This is a genomic window from Chromobacterium sphagni, assembly GCF_001855575.1.
GTDB classification, from domain to species: domain Bacteria; phylum Pseudomonadota; class Gammaproteobacteria; order Burkholderiales; family Chromobacteriaceae; genus Chromobacterium; species Chromobacterium sphagni.
Genome location: NZ_MKCS01000002.1, coordinates 396,069 through 411,919 on the forward strand (window position 1 = coordinate 396,069; position 15,851 = coordinate 411,919).

Below are 15,851 nucleotides of genomic sequence, written 5' to 3' on the forward strand. Positions count from 1 at the left end.
ATCTTTAATGATGTCAAACGAGTTTATTTAATTGTTAATTTGCTGAATAGAATATTTATTTTGAATTTATCTCTTGCAAGTTTGTTTGTATTGCATAGTCTGAAATACCAGTTAAATACCAATTGTGGTTGACTGAGCACAGGGAGACGGCAAATGCATAATGGCGTAAGCAGGACCTTGAGTGGCGTAGCGCTGGCTATCGCGCTGGCCTACGGCAACTTGGCGATGGCGGCGTGCCCCAATTGGGCGGAAGGCACCAGCTACAAGGTGGGCGACGTGGTCAGCTACGGCAACGCCAATTACACCGCGCTGGTGGCGCACACCGCCTATGTCGGCGCCAACTGGAACCCGGCCAGCACGCCGACATTGTGGGCGGCGGGCGGCAGCTGCTCCGGCGGCGATCCTACGCCGCCAACTCCTCCCACTCCTCCGGTGCCGCCGGCGCCCCCCGGCAATACCGTGCCTTTCGCCAAGCATGCGCTGATAGGCTATTGGCACAACTTCGCCAATCCCAGCGGCAACACCTATCCGCTGGCGCAGGTGAGCGACGATTGGGATGTGATCGTGGTGGCCTTCGCCGACGACGCCGGCAACGGCAATGTCAGCTTCACGCTGGACCCCAGCGCGGGCAGCGCCGCCCAATTCATTCAGGACATCCGCGCCAAGCAGGCCAAGGGCAAGAAGGTGGTGCTGTCGCTGGGCGGGCAGAACTGTTCGGTGACGTTGAACAATGCTTCCCAGGTGCAGAACTTCGTCAACAGCCTGGCGGCCATCATCGCCCAGTACGGCTTCGACGGCATCGATCTGGATTTGGAGAGCGGCAGCGGCATCGTGGTGGGCGCGCCGGTGATCAATAACCTGATTGCCGGCGTCAAGCAGCTAAAAGCGAAGGTGGGATCCAACTTCTACCTGTCCATGGCGCCGGAGCATCCGTATGTGCAGGGCGGGTTCGTCGCTTACGGCGGCAACTGGGGCGCCTATCTGCCCATCATCGACGGCTTGCGCGACGATTTGAGCGTGATCCATGTCCAGTACTACAACAACGGCGGCCTGTACACGCCGTATTCCAACGGCGCGCTGGCCGAAGGATCGGAAGACATGCTGGTGGCGGGCAGCAAGATGCTGATCGAGGGCTTTCCGCTGGGCAACGGCGCGTCCGGCAGCTTCAAGGGCCTGCGGCCGGACCAGGTGGCCTTCGGCGTGCCGTCCGGCCGCAGCTCCGCCAACTCCGGCTTTGTCACCGCCGACACCGTGGCCAGATCGCTCACCTGCCTGACCAGCCTGCAAAGCTGCGGCGCCATTCTGCCGGCTCAGGCTTATCCCAGCTTCCGCGGCGTGATGAGCTGGTCGATCAACTGGGACAGCCACGACGGCTATGTCTTCTCCAAGCCTGTGGCCGGCAGCCTGCATCAACTGCCGGCGACGCAGGCGAAAATGAAAAAAGCCGTCCGCACCGTGCGGACGGCCTGGTGAGGCTGAAGCGGTAGGCGCTTATTGAGCGCTCATCGAATAGCCGCTGATGTCGGCGGCGCCGACCAGGCTGTTCAGGTATTCGTGCATGGCTTGGTTGGAGGCCAGATCGGTCAGGTACTGCTGCAGGCGGTCCTTGATCTCGTCAAAGCCGATCTTGCTGCCTTCGGCGCGCTCGTTGACCTGGATGATGTGGTAGCCGAAACTGGTTTCCACCAGGTCGGGCGTGATTTCGCCGGCTGCGGTGCTGAACACCGCCTGTTCGAATTCCGGCACCATCTGGCCGCGGCCGAATTGGCCCAGGCTGCCGCCTTGCTGGCCGGACGGGCAGGTGGAGTGTTCGCGGGCCAGGTCGGCGAAGCGGGACGGGGCGGCCTGCACTTCGGCCAGGATGCCTTCGGCCTTGGCCTTGATCAGGCCAGCTTCCAGGCCTTCGCCCTTGGGCAGCAGGATGTGGCTGGCCACGGCGCTGTCGCCGCTGACGAAGCGATCCGGGTATTGCTCGTAGAATTCGCGGCAGCTGGCTTCGTCAACGGCCGGGACTTGCAGTTTCTGATCCAGCAAGGCCTGGATGGCTTGCTGTTCGTCGTCAATGGCGATGCCTTCGGCTTTGGCCTGTTGTACCAGCAAGGTGTGCAGGATCAGTTGCTGAATGGCGGTGTCGCGTGGGCTGGGGGTATCGCTGTAATGCTCCAGTTGCGAAGCGATCATTTCTTCGTTGATTTCAACGCCGTTGACGGTAATGGTCATGAATGTTTCCTGTGTGGGAAAGGCCGTCTGCGGGCCATTCGGGTAGCGGCATGCCCCGGAACGGCATGCCGACGATAATGGAGGATGCAGGCTGCCAAGGAGCGGCAGCGGCGCCGGTGCAATGCCGGCGAAGGTAAGCGCAGAGGGCTGGGCTGTCAAGCCTGGGCAGGGAAAAGGGGACGGCGAGGCGTCCCCTTGTTTTTGCCGGGTGCGATTACTGCTGGATCTGGGCCTTGGCCTTCAGATCTGCGACGTATTTCTCGACGCGGGCGCCCATCACGCGCTGGGTCAGCTGCGGCCGGATTTCGTCCAGCGCCGGTACGTTGCGCTGGGTGCGCATGTCGTCCAGCTTGATCACGTGCCAGCCGTATTCGGTCTTCACCGGTTTGGCGGTGACTTCACCCTTGGCCAGCTTGCTCATTGCTTCGGAGAACGGCGCTACGAAAGTGCCGGCTTCCTGCCAGCCCAGATCGCCGCCATTGGCCTTGCTGCCCGGATCCTGCGATTTTTCCTTGGCCAGCTTGTCGAAGGCCTTGCCCTTCTTCAGCGCTTCGATCACGGACTTGGCTTCGGCTTCGGTCTTCACCAGAATGTGGCGGGCGTGGTATTGCTTGGTTTCCGGAACCGAGGCGACCAACTTGTCGTATTCGGCCTTCAGCTCGGTGTCGCTGATCGGATTGGCCTTCTCGAAGTCCTTGATCAGACGGTTGGCCAGCGCCATCGCCTGCATATTGGCCAGTTCGGCGGAGAAGTCCGGGGTCTTGTCCAGGCCCTTTTTCAGGGCCTCCTGGCGCAGTACCTCGGCGGTGACCAGCTGGTCTTTGATCTGGTCGCGGGCCTGCGGAGTCACGTTCTGGCCTTGGGCTTCCATCATCTTGGCGACGGCGTCGATGCGGGCATCGGTGATTTGCTGGCCATTGATGGTGGGGCCGGCCACGGCGATGGCGCTGCCGGCGAAGGCGGCGACGAGGGCGGTTGTCAGCAGGAGTTTACGCATTTTCTTTTATTCCTGGGTCGGGGGTAGGTGGATTACTGAATCTTGCTCTTGGCGCGCAAGTCTTCAACCGTCTTGGCGATCGTCTCTTCCTGCAGCTGGCGGCCGATCTGCGGCTGGATCTGCTCCAGCGGCGGCAGTTGGGCGCTGCGGATGTCGGTAACCTTGAACACATGCCAGCCCAGTTGCGACTGGTACGGCTTGCTGCTGATCTGGTTCTTGCCGATCTGCTTCAGCGCTTCGGCCAGCTTTGGGTCCATGCGCGACAGATTACCCCAGTTCATGTCGCCGCCGCTTTGCTTGGCGTTGGGGTCGATGGACTTGGATTTGGCCAGGTCGTCGAACTTGGCGCCTTTCTTCAACGCGGCGATCACTTTCTGGGCATCGGCTTCGCTGGCCAGCGTGATCTGGTAGGCGTGAACCTCCACCTCCTTGGCTTCTGCCTGTTTGGCCACCAGCTGGTTGTAGCGTTCCTTGATCTGGGCGTCGCTGATGTTCGCCTTCTGGACGATGTCGCCGAACAGCGCGTCGCGCAGCAGTTCCGCGCGCACTTCGTTCAGGCGCTGGGTGAAGGCGGGCTGCTTGTCCAGGCCGCGGCGGGCGGCTTCCTGCAGGATGACTTCGCGGTTGATCAGCGAGCTCTTCAGCTGTTCGCGCAGTTCGGGGGAGTCCTGCACCTTGCCGCCATTGCTTTGCACCACATTGGCTACGGCGGCGTCCAGTTCGGTCTTGTCGATGGCGGTGCCATTGACCACGGCGATGGATTCGGCTGCCGCCGGCAGGCTGATGGTTGCAGCCAACAGCAGTGCCGCGATACGGGAATGCTTCATGCTTAGCCCTTTGTAGAAATTCAGAGTTCTTCTGGAGTCAGGGCGCGGATGGCCAGCGCATGCACGCGGCCGGTCATCAGTTCGCCCAGAGTTTGGTAAACCAGCCGGTGGCGCTGCACCCGGCTGAGATTGGCAAAGCTCGCGCTGACGATCGTCAGCGTGTAGTGACCGCCACCGTCTCTGGCGCCGGCATGGCCGGCGTGCAGGGCGCTGTCGTCCTGAATGTCTAGGTGTTCCGGGGCCAGTCGCTGCAGCGCGGCTTCCAGCAGTTGTACCGTCGTGCTCATGAGGGGAATACCTGGACGAAAGGCTTGACCTCCACGGCGGCATAGACGCCGTTCGCCTGATACGGATCGGCGGCGGCCCAGGCCTTGGCTTCCTCCAGCGAGGAGAAGTCGGCGACGACCAGACTGCCGGTATAGCCCGCCGGTCCTGGATCCTGGCTGTCGATGGCGGGCAGGGGACCCGACAACTTCATCCGTCCCTGATCCTGCAGCAACTGCAGCCGGGCGCGGTGTTCGGCGCGGCCGGACAGGCGCAGGGCCAGACTGTTCGGATTGTCCTGAGCGATGATCATGTACAGCATTATTTTTTTTCCTCGATGTACTTGGCCAGGAACAGGCTTTGGGCGATGACGAACAGCAGCATCAGCCCCATGCCGCCGAACAGCTTGAAGTTCACCCAGACGTCTTCGCTGAAGTGGTAAGCGACAAACAAGTTCAGGCCGCCCATCAGGGCGAAGAAGCCGCACCAAGCCCAGGTGAGCTTGCGCCATACCGGGTCGGGCATGCTGATCTGCTGGCCCATCATCATGCGCAGGCCGTTCTTGCCGGCCAGGTCGCTGACCAGCAGGCCGCCGCCCATCACCCAGTACAGCACGGTGGGCTTCCACATGATGAAGTGCTTGTCGTGCAGCAGCAGGGTGGCGCCGCCCAGCACCACGATCAGGCCCAAGCTGACCCATTGCATGGCGTCAACCTTGCGGTGCTTGATCCAGGCCCAGGCCACCATGACGATGGTGGCGACGATGGCGACTCCGGTGGCGACGTACATGTCGCGCGTCAGCCAATAAGCGCCGAAGAACAGCAGGACGGGAAGGAGATCGGTAAAAAATTTCATGCGGGTGATTATGGGGGCAGCCCGGCGCAGATTCAAGCTGCGCCGGGGCCTGGAGGCAAGATTAACGGTTAGTTTGTTTGACTACGCTTAAGGCGCTGGCGACCAGTCCGCCGACGTCGGCGACGTTGCTCGGCATGATGATGGTATTGTTTTCCTTGGCCAATTTGCCGAATGCGGCGATGTATTGCTCGGCCACTTTGAGGTTGACCGCCTCCAGTCCGCCGTCATTTCGGATCGCGCCGCCGATGCGGTTGAGCGCGTCGGCTGTTGCATCGGCCACTAGTCGCAGCGCTTCGGCCTCGCCTTTGGCCTTGTTGATGGCGGCCTGCTTGTCGCCTTCGGAGTTGTTGATGGTGGCCTGCATCTCGCCCTGCGACTTCTGGATGGCTGCTTCGCGCGCGCCGGTGGCCAGGTTGATCTGCTCCATCTTCACGCCTTCCGACTGGGCGATGCGCGCGCGCTTTTCCCGTTCGGCGGTGATCTGCGCCTGCATCGCGTGCAGGATGTCCTGCGGCGGCACCAGGTCCTTGATCTCGTAACGCAGCACTTTCACGCCCCAGTTGATCGCCGCTTCGTCAAGCGATGCGACTACCGTGCGGTTGATGTCGTCGCGCTCTTCGAAGGTCTTGTCCAGTTCCAGCTTGCCTATCACCGAACGCAGCGTGGTCTGCGACAGCTGGGTGATGGCGACGATGAAGTTGCTGGTGCCGTACGACGCCAGCTTGGCGTCGGTCACCTGGAAATACAGGATGCCGTCCACTTTCAGCTGGGTATTGTCGCGGGTGATGCATATCTGGCTGGGCACATCCAGCGGGATTTCCTTCAGGCTGTGCTTGTAGGCCACGCGGTCGATGAAGGGCAGAATGATGTTGAGGCCCGGCGACAGCGTGGCGTGGTAGCGGCCCAGCCGCTCGACGATGAAGGCATTTTGCTGCGGCACCACCGCCAGCGATTTGAAAATGAAGACGACAACGGCCAGAAACAATATCAGGGCGATTTCCATGGTAGTTTTATTCCGGTTGTTTTGAGGAGATTTTCAGCAAGTTGCCGTCGCGGCCGCAGATGTAGCCGGCATCGCCGGCGTTCAGGTTTTCGTCCTGCAGTTGCGCGTCCCATTCGGCGCCGCGGTAGAAGATGCGGGCGTGGCCGGGCGAGGTGAGGGTGCGGATCTGTACTTGCTGGCCCCAGTCGGGGTCGTCGCCGGGGGGCGGTGGAACGATCTTGCGCCGCTTGCGCTGCCGGATCAGCAGCACGCCGGCGCCCCCGCACACGCTGGCTATCAGCCATTGGGCGGTCTCAGGCATGCCGAGCCAGGCGGCGATGCCGCCGCAACTCATTGCCAGCGCGACCATCAACAGATAGAAGGTACCGGACATGAACTCGAGTATCAGCGCGACCAGCGCGCAACCGAACCAGAAAGTAATGGCTTGCGACATGGAATCCCCATTGGTTGGCCATGACAGGCATTGTCCGGTCATTCCGGGAAAATGACAACGGACATGCCGCCCCTCTCGGTCTGGCCGCACGGGGATGGCCAAACCTCAGACATGGTCGCGGTCGGGCAGGTGATGCGACAGGTGGATGCGGTCTTCGCTTTCCAGCCACATTTTCTTGACGTACAGCCACAGCCCGGCCACGGCTACTATCGCGCACAACAGCAGCAGGGTTTTCATGACGCCGCTCCTTGCAAGCCTGTTCCTGTTTCCAGTCTAGACCGTGGATGGGCGGCCGGCTTTTCCCGATTGCCCGCAGCAGGTTTACAATGCCCGCCCGTTTGAGACCATGGAGTGACGCGAATGTTCCAGTTGCAGGCCCGCGCCAGCGCCGAAATCGAAATCCGCAAGAGCCGCTTCATCGGCGTGCTGCTGCCGGCGGCAAGCCGCGCCGAGGCGGAAAGCGCGCTGGCGGACATCCGCCGCCGCTGGCCGGATGCGCGCCACTATTGCGCGGTCTTGCTGTGCGAGGGCGACTCCATGCTGGACGACGACGGCGAACCATCCGGCACCGCCGCCAAACCGATGTATAACGTATTGCAGCACAAGGAAATCACCAATGTGCTTGCCGTGGTGGTGCGCTATTTCGGCGGCATCAAGCTGGGTGCGGGCGGGCTGGTCAGGGCCTACACTCAAGCTGTCAACGCCGCGCTGGCCGAAGCCCGCCTGATTCCGGTGGTGCGGATGCGCCGCATGCGGCTGGCGGTGGATTTCGCCGCCGAATCCAGGCTCCGCCATCTATGCCAGGACTTGGGTTTCCCGGTGGTGGCGCTGGAGTATGCGGAGCAGGCGGTGCTGACCATCGAGCTGCCCGAGGCTGCCCGCGACGCGGGGATGGCGCAGCTGACAGACAGGATGTCCGGTGCGGTCAGGCTGCTGCCGGATGGCTGAAGGGCAATGCGGGAGAAACGGGAGAATGGGAATGACGCAGAAGCAATATCGTCTGGTGACGCGCAGCGATTTCGATGGCCTGGTCTGCGCGGTGCTGCTCAACGAGCTCAAGCTGATCAACGAGGTGAAGTTCGCCCACCCCAAGGATATGCAGGACGGCAAGGTGGACATCAGCGCCGACGACATCACCACCAATCTGCCGTATGTCGCCAAGGCTCATCTGGTGTTCGACCACCACCTGTCCGAGACACTGCGCAACGCCACCGATCTCGACAACTACGTGATCGATCCCAAGGCGCCGTCGGCGGCGCGGGTGGTTTACAACCACTATGGCGGCAAGAAGGCTTTTCCCGGCATCAGCGACGAGATGATGGCCGCGGTGGACAAGGCCGACTCCGCCCAATTCAGCGCAGAGGAAATCCTCAATCCCAAGGGCTGGGTGCTGCTCAACTATCTGATGGACGCCCGCACCGGCCTGGGCCGCTTCCGCGAATTCCGGGTGGGCAATTTCCAGCTGATGATGGATCTGATCGGCTACTGCCGCAATCACAGCATCGAACAGATTCTGGCGCTGCCGGACGTGATGGAGCGGGTGGCGCTGTATCGCGAGCACGAGGCGCAGGCCAAGGAGCAGATATTGCGCTGCTCAAGAATGCACGGCAATGTGGTGGTGCTGAACCTGCTGCACGAGGAGATCATCCACCCCACCAACCGCTTCATGATCTACGCGCTGTTTCCTGACTGCAATATTTCCATCCACGTGATGTGGGGCTTGAACAAGCAGAACACGGTGTTCGCCGTCGGCAAGTCCATCCTCGATCGCAGCGCGCGCACCAATATCGGCGCGCTGATGCTGCAGTACGGCGGCGGCGGGCATGACGCGGCCGGCACCTGCCAGGTGCCGTCGGACCGGGCCGAGGACGTGCTGGACGAGCTGCTCGCCCGCATCCGCGGCCTGGGCTGACCGGCTACAGGCTGCGGATCAGCTGCAGCGCCTGATGCAGGTCGCGGCATACCGCCAGCGCGCTGGCGCGGTCCTCGGCGCTGGGCGTGAGCAGGTCCGGCACCAAGATCACCCTGGCGCCGGCGGCGACCCCGGCCTGCAGGCCGAAGCTGGAGTCTTCCAGCACCAGGCAGCGCCCAGGATCCACCCTCAGCCGGGCTGACACTTCCAGATAGACGTCCGGCGCCGGCTTAGTGTGTTCCACCTCGTCGCCGGCGACGGTGATCTGGAAAAAATCGTCCAGTCCGCTGCGCGCCAGCTTCAGATCGGCTATCTGGCGCCGGGTCGAGGTGGCCACCGCGCGCGGAATGCCCTGTTCGCGCACCCAGCCCAGCAATTCCAGAATGCCGGTTTTCAGCGGGATATCCTCGTGCTGCAGCATATGCGAGTAATGGCGGTGCGATCCCTGCTGCAATAGATCGGCCTGCCGCGCATCGCCCAGGTATTCGGCGACAAAGCGCACGCAGCGCGGCATCGACATCCCCACCATCGCCATCAGCATGTCGTCCTCGATCGCGATTCCCAGTTCGGCGCCGGCGCGGCGCCAGGTCTCGTTGGAAATGCGCTCGGTATCCAGCATCAGGCCGTCCATGTCGAACAGCAGCGCGTCGAAACTGCGTGGCATCGTGTTTCCCTTGCTCGGATTGATCCTTTTGCGTCGATTGTGCGGCCAAGCCGGCCGGCTTGTCGAGGCGGGCCGGCTGTCATTTGGCAGCGGCGGCGGTCATCGCTCTGGTATAGTGGCAAGGTTCAGCAGACAGCGGAGGAAGATGTGCAGTCGGTACTGATAGCCAATCCCAAGGGGGGCAGCGGCAAATCCACGCTGGCAACCAATCTGGCCGCCTATTTCGCCTCCCGCGGCAAGAAGGTGATGTTGGGAGACGTCGATCGCCAGCAGACCTCCCTGCACTGGCTGGCGCAGCGCGCCGCCGGCCTGCCGGGCATCGCCGGCTGGGAAGTGGCGCCTAACGAGCCCAAGCGTCCGCCCAAGGGCACCGAGGTGGTGGTGCTGGACAGCCCGGCCAGTCTGCACGGCAAGAAGCTGACTTCGCTGTTGTCGCAGGTAGGGCATGTGATTGTTCCCATCCAGCCTTCGCCGTTCGACATGTGGGCCAGCGAGGCCTTTTTCGAACAGATGCTTGAGGAGAAGGCCATCCGCAAGCAGAAGGCCTTTATGGCGGTGGTGGGGATGCGGGTGGACCCGCGTACCCGTTCGGCGCGCGAGCTGGAGCATTTTCTGGCGCGCCACGACGTGCCGGTGCTGAGCTGGCTGCGCGACACCCAGCTTTACGTGCAGGCCGCGTCGGCCGGGATGTCGCTGTTTGATTTGCCGGCCTCGCGCACCGCGCGTGAGCGCGAAGCCTGGTTGCCGATTCTGCGCTGGCTGGGCGAGGATCCGCAGGCCTGGTGCGATAAATAGCAAATATTTTTACTTCGAAACACTTGACGCCAAGGATCAAGCGGCGTAATTTCACTTCGTAACTGCGTGCGAGCCGAGACAGGCGTCGCAGGGGAAAGTGCAAATGGGAGCCTATAGGGCTCCCGTCTTTGTTTGGGGCCCCTGTTTTTTCATCCATACCTGTTTTGGGAGCACACGCATGATCAAGACCGAACTCAACTACGGCGACGTATACCTGGTGCCGAAGAAAACCGTTGTCGACAGCCGCAAGGAATGCGACACCGGCGTGCAATTCGGCCCGCGCCGTTTCGCCATGCCTATCTATCCGTCAAATATGAAGTCGGTGGTGTCGGCCGAAACCTGCGAGTTCTTCGCCCGCCAGGGCTGGTTCTATACCATGCACCGCTTCAACGTCGACGCGGTGGCCTTCACCGCCGACATGCAGGGCAAGGGCCTGTTCGCCTCCATCAGCGTGGGCGTCAACGACGACACCTATCAGCAACTGGACGCCCTCAAGGCCGCAGGCCTATCGCCCGGATACATGACGCTGGATGTCGCCAACGCCTGGTGCGTGAAGGCGGAGCGCATGATCAAGCACATCAAGCGCCACTTCCCGGAAACTTTCCTGATCGGAGGCAACGTCGCCACCGCGGATGCCGCGCGCGACCTGGAAAGCTGGGGCTGCGACGCGATCAAGGCCGGCATAGCCGGCGGCCGCGTCTGTATCACCAAGAACAAAACCGGCTTCCACCGTCCGATGATCTCCACCGTGAAAGACTGTGTCGGCGCGGTGAAGATTCCGGTGATCGCCGACGGCGGCATCGTCGAGCACGGCGACATGGCCAAGGCCATGGTGTGCGGCGCCGCCATGATCATGGCCGGCTCGCTGTTCGCCGGTTATGACGAGTCGGCCGGAGAGATCGTGGAGATCAACGGCAAGCACTACAAGGAATACTTCGGCAGCGCCTCGCAGTTCAACAAGGGCGCCTACGTCAACGTGGAAGGCAAGAAGATCCTGGTGGAGTACAAGGGCAGCATTCCCAAGCTGCTGCGCGAGCTGCAGGAGGACCTGCAGTCGTCGATCAGCTACGCCGGCGGCCGCACTCTGGCCGCGCTGCGTGACGTGGAGATGATCCAGGTCAACCGCTAAGCCCGCGCGGGCCGCGGCGGTTGTCGGGCTTGCCGTCCGCTATCGCCGGGGCGGAAGTTATCCGGATGGCGGCGAGTGACCGTCGGCAAGATTAGGCCGCCGCCAAGCCGCTGGATTTGGAGGGACTTAGGCCGCACCGAACGCCTGTTTACTGGGTATCGGCCGGCGGTGCTTCCACCTCGGGCAGATCCTGATTGTCGCGGCACTGCAGCCACAGCGCGCACTCCAGTTGCATCGCAGTTTCGCCGCGTTGATTGCGGGTGAGCCAGCGCGCTTTCACCACGCCGAAGCCGGGTTGGCTGGCGGAGCGGCGCTTCTCCAGGATTTCCACTTCCACTTGCAGGGTGTCGCCGGGGCGCGAAGGCTGAGGCCAGCGCATCTTGTCTATCTGCATGCCTATCAGGCCGTTGGCGGCCTGGCCAAGCTCCGACCCTCCCACCAGCCGCATGCTCAGGCTGCTGGTATGCCAGCCGCTGGCGGCCAATCCGTTGAAGAAGGTGTCTTTCGCCGCTTCCGAGTCGGTATGGAACGGTTGCGGGTCGAATTGACGGGCGAAGGCGATGATCTCTTCCTTCTCCAGGGTGTGGGTCGGGCTGAAAAAGCGTTGGCCGGACTGCAAGTCTTCAAAGTAGATCATGTCTGAACTTACGTTAACGTAATGCCAAGAGTTGCAGCATAGCGCCAGCGCCCGGCTTGGTCAAAACGGGATGGTCCGTGCCGGTGGCCGGAGCGGTTTGCTATGCGCATCCCTATGCGCCTCCCTATGCGCCTCAGGCCAGGGCGCCGGCGATGGCCGCCGCCAGTCCGGCGGGATTGTCCCAGAGCAGCGAGTGGCCGGCATTGGCGACGATGCGAGTGGCGATGCCATGTCGCGGCAGCCATTCGGTGTCCGGGTCGGGGAGCGAGTTTTCGCCGAAGATAATGCAGCGCGGCATGGTCAGCGCCAGCAATTGTTCGCGCCAGCTAATCGAGCTGCCCTGGATCAAGCCTTTGGCCGCTCTATGCACAGCCAATGGCGATGCGACCGCCATGCTGCCGGCCCAGTTGGGGCTGTCCACGCCAAAAGCTTGAATCGTTTCCCGATGGCCGCGGGCGATATAGTCGGCCTCGCTCCAGGCGGCCAGCGCGCGGCTGTAAGTGCCGCCGCCATTGTCCAGATTCGGTTCGGCCAATACTAGATGACGGATGCGGTCCGATAGCAAGGTGGCCAGCTCGATAGCGACGCTGCCGCCCATGCTATGGGCGAACAGCTCGAAGCCGCGCAAGTCCAGCGCCTCCAGCCATTGCGCCAGCGCTTGCGCCTGGGCGCGCGGGGTTTAGCTGAAATCTTCCGGCTTGTCACTGAAACCGTGGCCCAGCAGATCGACAAGCAAAGCGCGGCGGCCTGCCAGCCCGGTTTCGGCTAGCAGGCGTGGGTAGTCGAAGGAGGACGCGCAACCTATGCCGTGCAGCATGACTAGCGGCGCGCCCTGGCCGGGGATGTCGTGATAGCGCAGATAGGCGGCGGGTTGGGCGAGCGGGTGCGATTTCATCGTCAAATTTCAGGATTCAGTTGGTTCGTGCGTATAGGGCGGTGTCGCGCAGGCTGTTGTCCGGTGCGATGCGCTCGTTGCGCAGGATGCCTTCCAGCCGGAAGCCGGCGCGCTCGGCGACGCGGCGGCTGGCCAGGTTTTGCTCATCGGCCAGGCAGGCGATGCGCCGCAGCCCTAGCTGGTGTTGGGAGAAATCGCAGAGGGTCTGCACGGCTTCGCCTATCAGGCCCTGGCCCTGCCATTCGCGGTGGCACCAGTAGCCGATTTCCGCCCGCTTGTGCTTCCAGTCGAGATCGTGCAGGCCGCAGGCGCCGGCGAAGTGGCCGCCTTCCTTCAGAAACAGCAGCATGGGCAGCCCCTTGCGCGCCAGGAAGTCGATCCGGCTTTGGCGGCAGAAGGTTTCCGAGGCTTCAAGCGAAGGTTCGAACATGGCCCAGGGCAAAGAGGCCGGCCAGGCGCGCAACTGCTCCAGCGTGGCTACCACGCCGGCATGGACGACTGCGCCATCGCCGGGCAGCGGGCTGCGGATGATGAGTCGTCGGCTTTCGATTTGATCGGGGATGTCCAGCAGGATGTCGCTCATTGTCATGTCTTTTGCATTGTGCAATGCAATAATACCGACTGACACGAAATATTCAAACTGGATTTTTACAGCCGCAAAGCGGCGATCAGCGCGGTTTCCAGCGCCAGCACGGTCTTGTCGTCCTTCAGTGCCGGGCCGGAAATCAGGAAGGAGTCCTCGGCGCGGCTGCCCAGGGTCATGATCTTGGCCGACTGCACGTCGAGCCGGTAATCGGCCAGCACCTTGGCGATGCGGGCCAGCAGGCCCGGGCGGTCGCCGGCGACGATGGACAGCACGAAGGCGCTGTCGCGGTCGTCCGGCCGCACCGATACCTGCGGCGTGATGGGGAAGTGCTTGAGATGGCGGCTGATGCGGCCCTGCGGCGGCAATTGCAGCGGCTTGTCTTCCGCCAGGCTGGCGGCCAGTTCGAACTCGATGAAGTTGATCATGTCGCGGTAGTCGCCGTCGTGGTGCTCCGGGACGAAGACATGGAAGGTGTCCAGCGCGTAGCCGTGGCGGGTGGTGTAGACCTTGGCATCGGCGATGCTGTAGTTGGTGCGGCCGAAAAAGGCGCAGGCGCGGGCGAACAGCTCCGGCTTGTCCGGCGAATAGATCAGCACCTGGATGCCTTCGTGGTCGTCGGCCAGCCGCGCCCGCACCATCGGTTGCGCCGGGGTCAGCTGGCGGTTGAGCACGCGGGCGTGCCAGGCGATCTCCTTGGCCTCGTGGCGCAGGAAGTACACCGTGTCCAGTTGCGCCCACAAGCCGGCTTCGGCGCCGTCGGGTATCGCGTGCAGGCGCAGCTGGGCGCGTGCCTGGCTCTTGCGCGCCTCCAGCTCGGAGTTGATGTCGGTTTCGCCGCCGCGCGACAGCGCCCTGAGCGTGGCGTGATACAGGTCTTCCAGCAGCTTGGCTTTCCAGGCGTTCCAGATCTTGGGGCTGGTGCCGCGGATGTCGGCCACCGTCAGCAGGTAGAGCGCGGCCAGCCGGCGCGGGGTTTGCACCCGTTCGGCGAAGCGCTGCACCGTTTCCGGATCGTAGATGTCCTGCTTCTGAGCGGTGCTGGACATTGTGAGGTGCTGGCCCACCAGCCAGCTCACCAGCTGGCTGTTTTCTTCCGACAGCCCGTGCTGGCGGCAGAAGGCCTCGGCGTCGGCCATGCCCAGTTGCGAGTGGTCGCCGCCGCGGCCCTTGGCGATGTCGTGGAACAGGCCGGCCAGATACAGCACTTCCGGCTGCTCGAAATCGCCTATCAGCCGCGACAGGAACGGGTATTCGTGGTTGTAGGCGCTGATGGCGAATCGTCGCAGGTTGCGCACCACCATCAGGATGTGTTCGTCCACGGTGTAGACGTGGAACAGGTCGTGCTGCATCTGGCCGACGATCTGGCCGAAGTTGGGCAGGTATTGTCCCAGGATGCCGTACAGGTTCATGCGCCGCAGCGTGCGGGTGAGGCCCGCCGGTTCGCGGAAGATCTGCATGAAGGTCTGGCGGTTGCGGGCGTCCTGGCGGAAGCGTTCGTTGATCTGGCTGCGGGCGTGCCATAGCGCCCTGAGCATGCGCGGCGCGAAACCGGACAGCTCCGGGTGCCGTTGCAGCGTGAGGAAGGCTTCCAGCACCGCCTGCGGATGCTTGTCGAACACATTGGCCTCGCGTATGCCCAGCATCCCGTTGACCGAATGGAAATAGCCGCTGATGTGCTGGGTGACGCGCGGCACTTGGCTGTAGATGCGGCCGCGCAGATTGGGCAGCAGGATGCCATTGAGCTGGTTCACCGTCTTGGCGGCGCGGAAGTACAGTTGCATCAGCTGTTCGCTGGCGCGCTTGGCCGGGGTGTCGTGTAGGCCCCAGGCCTGGGCCACCTGCTGCTGCAAGTCGAAAATCAGCCGGTCTTCGCGGCGTTTGGCCAACAGGTGCAGGTCGATGCGCAGCTTCTGCAACTGGTCTTCGCTGTGCTTGATCAGCCGGGCTTCGGCCAGGGTGAGGATGCCGCGCCGCACTAGCGCGTCCCAGTTGTCGCCCAGGCCGGTCGCCTTGCTGATCCACAGGATGGTGTGCAGGTCGCGCAGCCCGCCCGGGCTTTCCTTGAGGTTTGGCTCCAGGTTGTTGCTGACGCCGAAGTGGCGGGTGTGGCGCTGCTGCTGTTCCAGCGTCTTGCCTTCGAAGAAGGCCAGCGGGTCGCGTTGGGCCTCCAGCTTTTGCATCAGTAACTGCCAGGGTTGGACCGGGCCGGCCAGCAGGCGGTTTTCCAGCAGATTGGTTTCGATGGTGATGTCGCCGCGCGCCTCGTTCAGGCATTCGTTCGCGGTGCGCACGCTGTGGCCGATTTCCAGGCCGATGTCCCACATCAGGCCGATGAAGTGGCTGACTTTGTCGGCAACTTCGCCGGGGGTGGGGTCGGGCAGCAGGATCAGGATGTCGATGTCGGAGCCGGGAAACAGCTGGCCGCGGCCGTAGCCGCCCACCGCCACCAGGCTGGCGGCTTCATCCAGCCCCTGCTCGCGCCACAACTCGGCCAGCACCTCGTCTACCGCCTGGCTGTAATGCCGCAGGTAGGCCTGCGGATCGCGGCTGGAGCGATAGCGATCTGCCAGTTGCTGGCGCTTGTTGGCCAGCGTCTGCCGCCAGTGCGGAAGAGCCGTGGCCGCAAGCGTCATG

At 62.9% G+C, this 15,851-nt stretch carries 20 protein-coding genes; 5 read left to right on the top strand and 15 right to left on the bottom strand.

The genetic code is table 11. The annotated features are described in order from the left end of the window. Positions 1-153: 153 nt before the first annotated feature. On the top strand, positions 154-1,473 hold the full coding sequence (locus BI347_RS17760; protein WP_071116608.1) for a chitinase: 1,320 nt from the start codon (positions 154-156) through the stop codon (positions 1,471-1,473). 18 nt (positions 1,474-1,491) lie between these two features. Here BI347_RS17760 and BI347_RS17765 read toward each other — a convergent pair whose 3' ends face one another. The 9 genes from BI347_RS17765 to BI347_RS24860 form a co-directional block, all read right to left on the bottom strand. Beyond that, positions 1,492-2,220 (bottom strand): peptidylprolyl isomerase, encoded by a 729-nt coding sequence (locus BI347_RS17765; protein WP_071113283.1) that lies wholly within the window; start codon positions 2,218-2,220, stop codon positions 1,492-1,494. A gap of 214 nt (positions 2,221-2,434) precedes the next feature. After that, positions 2,435-3,217, bottom strand: coding sequence for a peptidylprolyl isomerase (locus BI347_RS17770; RefSeq protein ID WP_071113282.1), 783 nt, complete (start codon positions 3,215-3,217; stop codon positions 2,435-2,437). A 32-nt stretch (positions 3,218-3,249) separates the two neighbouring features. Continuing rightward, positions 3,250-4,044 carry a peptidylprolyl isomerase gene (locus BI347_RS17775; protein ID WP_071113281.1) on the bottom strand — a complete coding sequence of 265 codons (795 nt, stop codon included), beginning with the start codon at positions 4,042-4,044 and terminating at the stop codon, positions 3,250-3,252. A gap of 20 nt (positions 4,045-4,064) precedes the next feature. Further along, positions 4,065-4,331, bottom strand: a complete 267-nt coding sequence (locus BI347_RS17780) for a BolA family protein (protein WP_071113280.1) — start codon at positions 4,329-4,331, stop codon at positions 4,065-4,067. After that, positions 4,328-4,630 (bottom strand): YciI family protein, encoded by a 303-nt coding sequence (locus BI347_RS17785; protein ID WP_071113279.1) that lies wholly within the window; start codon positions 4,628-4,630, stop codon positions 4,328-4,330. Before BI347_RS17785 ends, BI347_RS17780 begins: the two co-directional genes overlap by 4 nt. Beyond that, positions 4,630-5,163 (bottom strand): septation protein A, encoded by a 534-nt coding sequence (locus tag BI347_RS17790; protein WP_071113278.1) that lies wholly within the window; start codon positions 5,161-5,163, stop codon positions 4,630-4,632. The genes BI347_RS17785 and BI347_RS17790 overlap by 1 nt, the downstream gene beginning before the upstream one ends. A 61-nt stretch (positions 5,164-5,224) precedes the next feature. Beyond that, entirely contained in the window at positions 5,225-6,166 is a 942-nt protein-coding gene (locus BI347_RS17795; RefSeq protein WP_071113277.1) for an SPFH domain-containing protein, read from the bottom strand. A 7-nt stretch (positions 6,167-6,173) separates the two neighbouring features. Next, positions 6,174-6,599 carry an NfeD family protein gene (locus BI347_RS17800; protein ID WP_071113276.1) on the bottom strand — a complete coding sequence of 142 codons (426 nt, stop codon included), beginning with the start codon at positions 6,597-6,599 and terminating at the stop codon, positions 6,174-6,176. Between the two features lie 105 nt (positions 6,600-6,704). Then, on the bottom strand, positions 6,705-6,836 hold the full coding sequence (locus tag BI347_RS24860) for a hypothetical protein (protein ID WP_275638517.1): 132 nt from the start codon (positions 6,834-6,836) through the stop codon (positions 6,705-6,707). A 123-nt stretch (positions 6,837-6,959) separates the two neighbouring features. Here BI347_RS24860 and BI347_RS17805 point away from each other — a divergent pair, with 123 nt between their 5' ends. Continuing rightward, positions 6,960-7,547, top strand: a complete 588-nt coding sequence (locus BI347_RS17805) for an IMPACT family protein (RefSeq protein WP_071113275.1) — start codon at positions 6,960-6,962, stop codon at positions 7,545-7,547. Positions 7,548-7,578: 31 nt separating this feature from the next. Beyond that, positions 7,579-8,511: an exopolyphosphatase gene (locus BI347_RS17810; protein WP_071113274.1), complete on the top strand. Its 933-nt coding sequence runs from the start codon at positions 7,579-7,581 to the stop codon at positions 8,509-8,511. A gap of 4 nt (positions 8,512-8,515) precedes the next feature. Here BI347_RS17810 and BI347_RS17815 read toward each other — a convergent pair whose 3' ends face one another. Further along, positions 8,516-9,175, bottom strand: a complete 660-nt coding sequence (locus BI347_RS17815; RefSeq protein ID WP_071113273.1) for an HAD family hydrolase — start codon at positions 9,173-9,175, stop codon at positions 8,516-8,518. 147 nt (positions 9,176-9,322) lie between these two features. Between BI347_RS17815 and BI347_RS17820 the strand changes: the two genes are divergently transcribed. Continuing rightward, the gene (locus BI347_RS17820) at positions 9,323-9,970 is read left to right on the top strand and encodes a ParA family protein (protein WP_071113272.1); all 648 of its coding nucleotides are present in this window, start codon (positions 9,323-9,325) and stop codon (positions 9,968-9,970) included. A 178-nt stretch (positions 9,971-10,148) separates the two neighbouring features. Next, positions 10,149-11,099 carry a GMP reductase gene (locus tag BI347_RS17825; RefSeq protein ID WP_071116609.1) on the top strand — a complete coding sequence of 317 codons (951 nt, stop codon included), beginning with the start codon at positions 10,149-10,151 and terminating at the stop codon, positions 11,097-11,099. A gap of 148 nt (positions 11,100-11,247) precedes the next feature. Here the strand turns inward: BI347_RS17825 and BI347_RS17830 are convergent, their stop codons facing one another. From BI347_RS17830 to BI347_RS17845, 5 genes are all read right to left on the bottom strand, one after another. Beyond that, positions 11,248-11,736, bottom strand: a complete 489-nt coding sequence (locus BI347_RS17830) for a MaoC family dehydratase (RefSeq protein ID WP_071113270.1) — start codon at positions 11,734-11,736, stop codon at positions 11,248-11,250. A 133-nt stretch (positions 11,737-11,869) separates the two neighbouring features. Then, positions 11,870-12,364 carry an alpha/beta fold hydrolase gene (locus BI347_RS24395; protein WP_204378095.1) on the bottom strand — a complete coding sequence of 165 codons (495 nt, stop codon included), beginning with the start codon at positions 12,362-12,364 and terminating at the stop codon, positions 11,870-11,872. 51 nt (positions 12,365-12,415) lie between these two features. Beyond that, a complete protein-coding gene (locus BI347_RS24400; RefSeq protein WP_204378096.1) occupies positions 12,416-12,631 on the bottom strand; it encodes an alpha/beta fold hydrolase in 216 nt (71 codons plus the stop codon). 16 nt (positions 12,632-12,647) lie between these two features. Further along, positions 12,648-13,214: a GNAT family N-acetyltransferase gene (locus tag BI347_RS17840; protein WP_071116610.1), complete on the bottom strand. Its 567-nt coding sequence runs from the start codon at positions 13,212-13,214 to the stop codon at positions 12,648-12,650. Between the two features lie 65 nt (positions 13,215-13,279). Further along, positions 13,280-15,850, bottom strand: a complete 2,571-nt coding sequence (locus BI347_RS17845; RefSeq protein WP_071116611.1) for a [protein-PII] uridylyltransferase — start codon at positions 15,848-15,850, stop codon at positions 13,280-13,282. Position 15,851 lies beyond the last annotated feature (1 nt).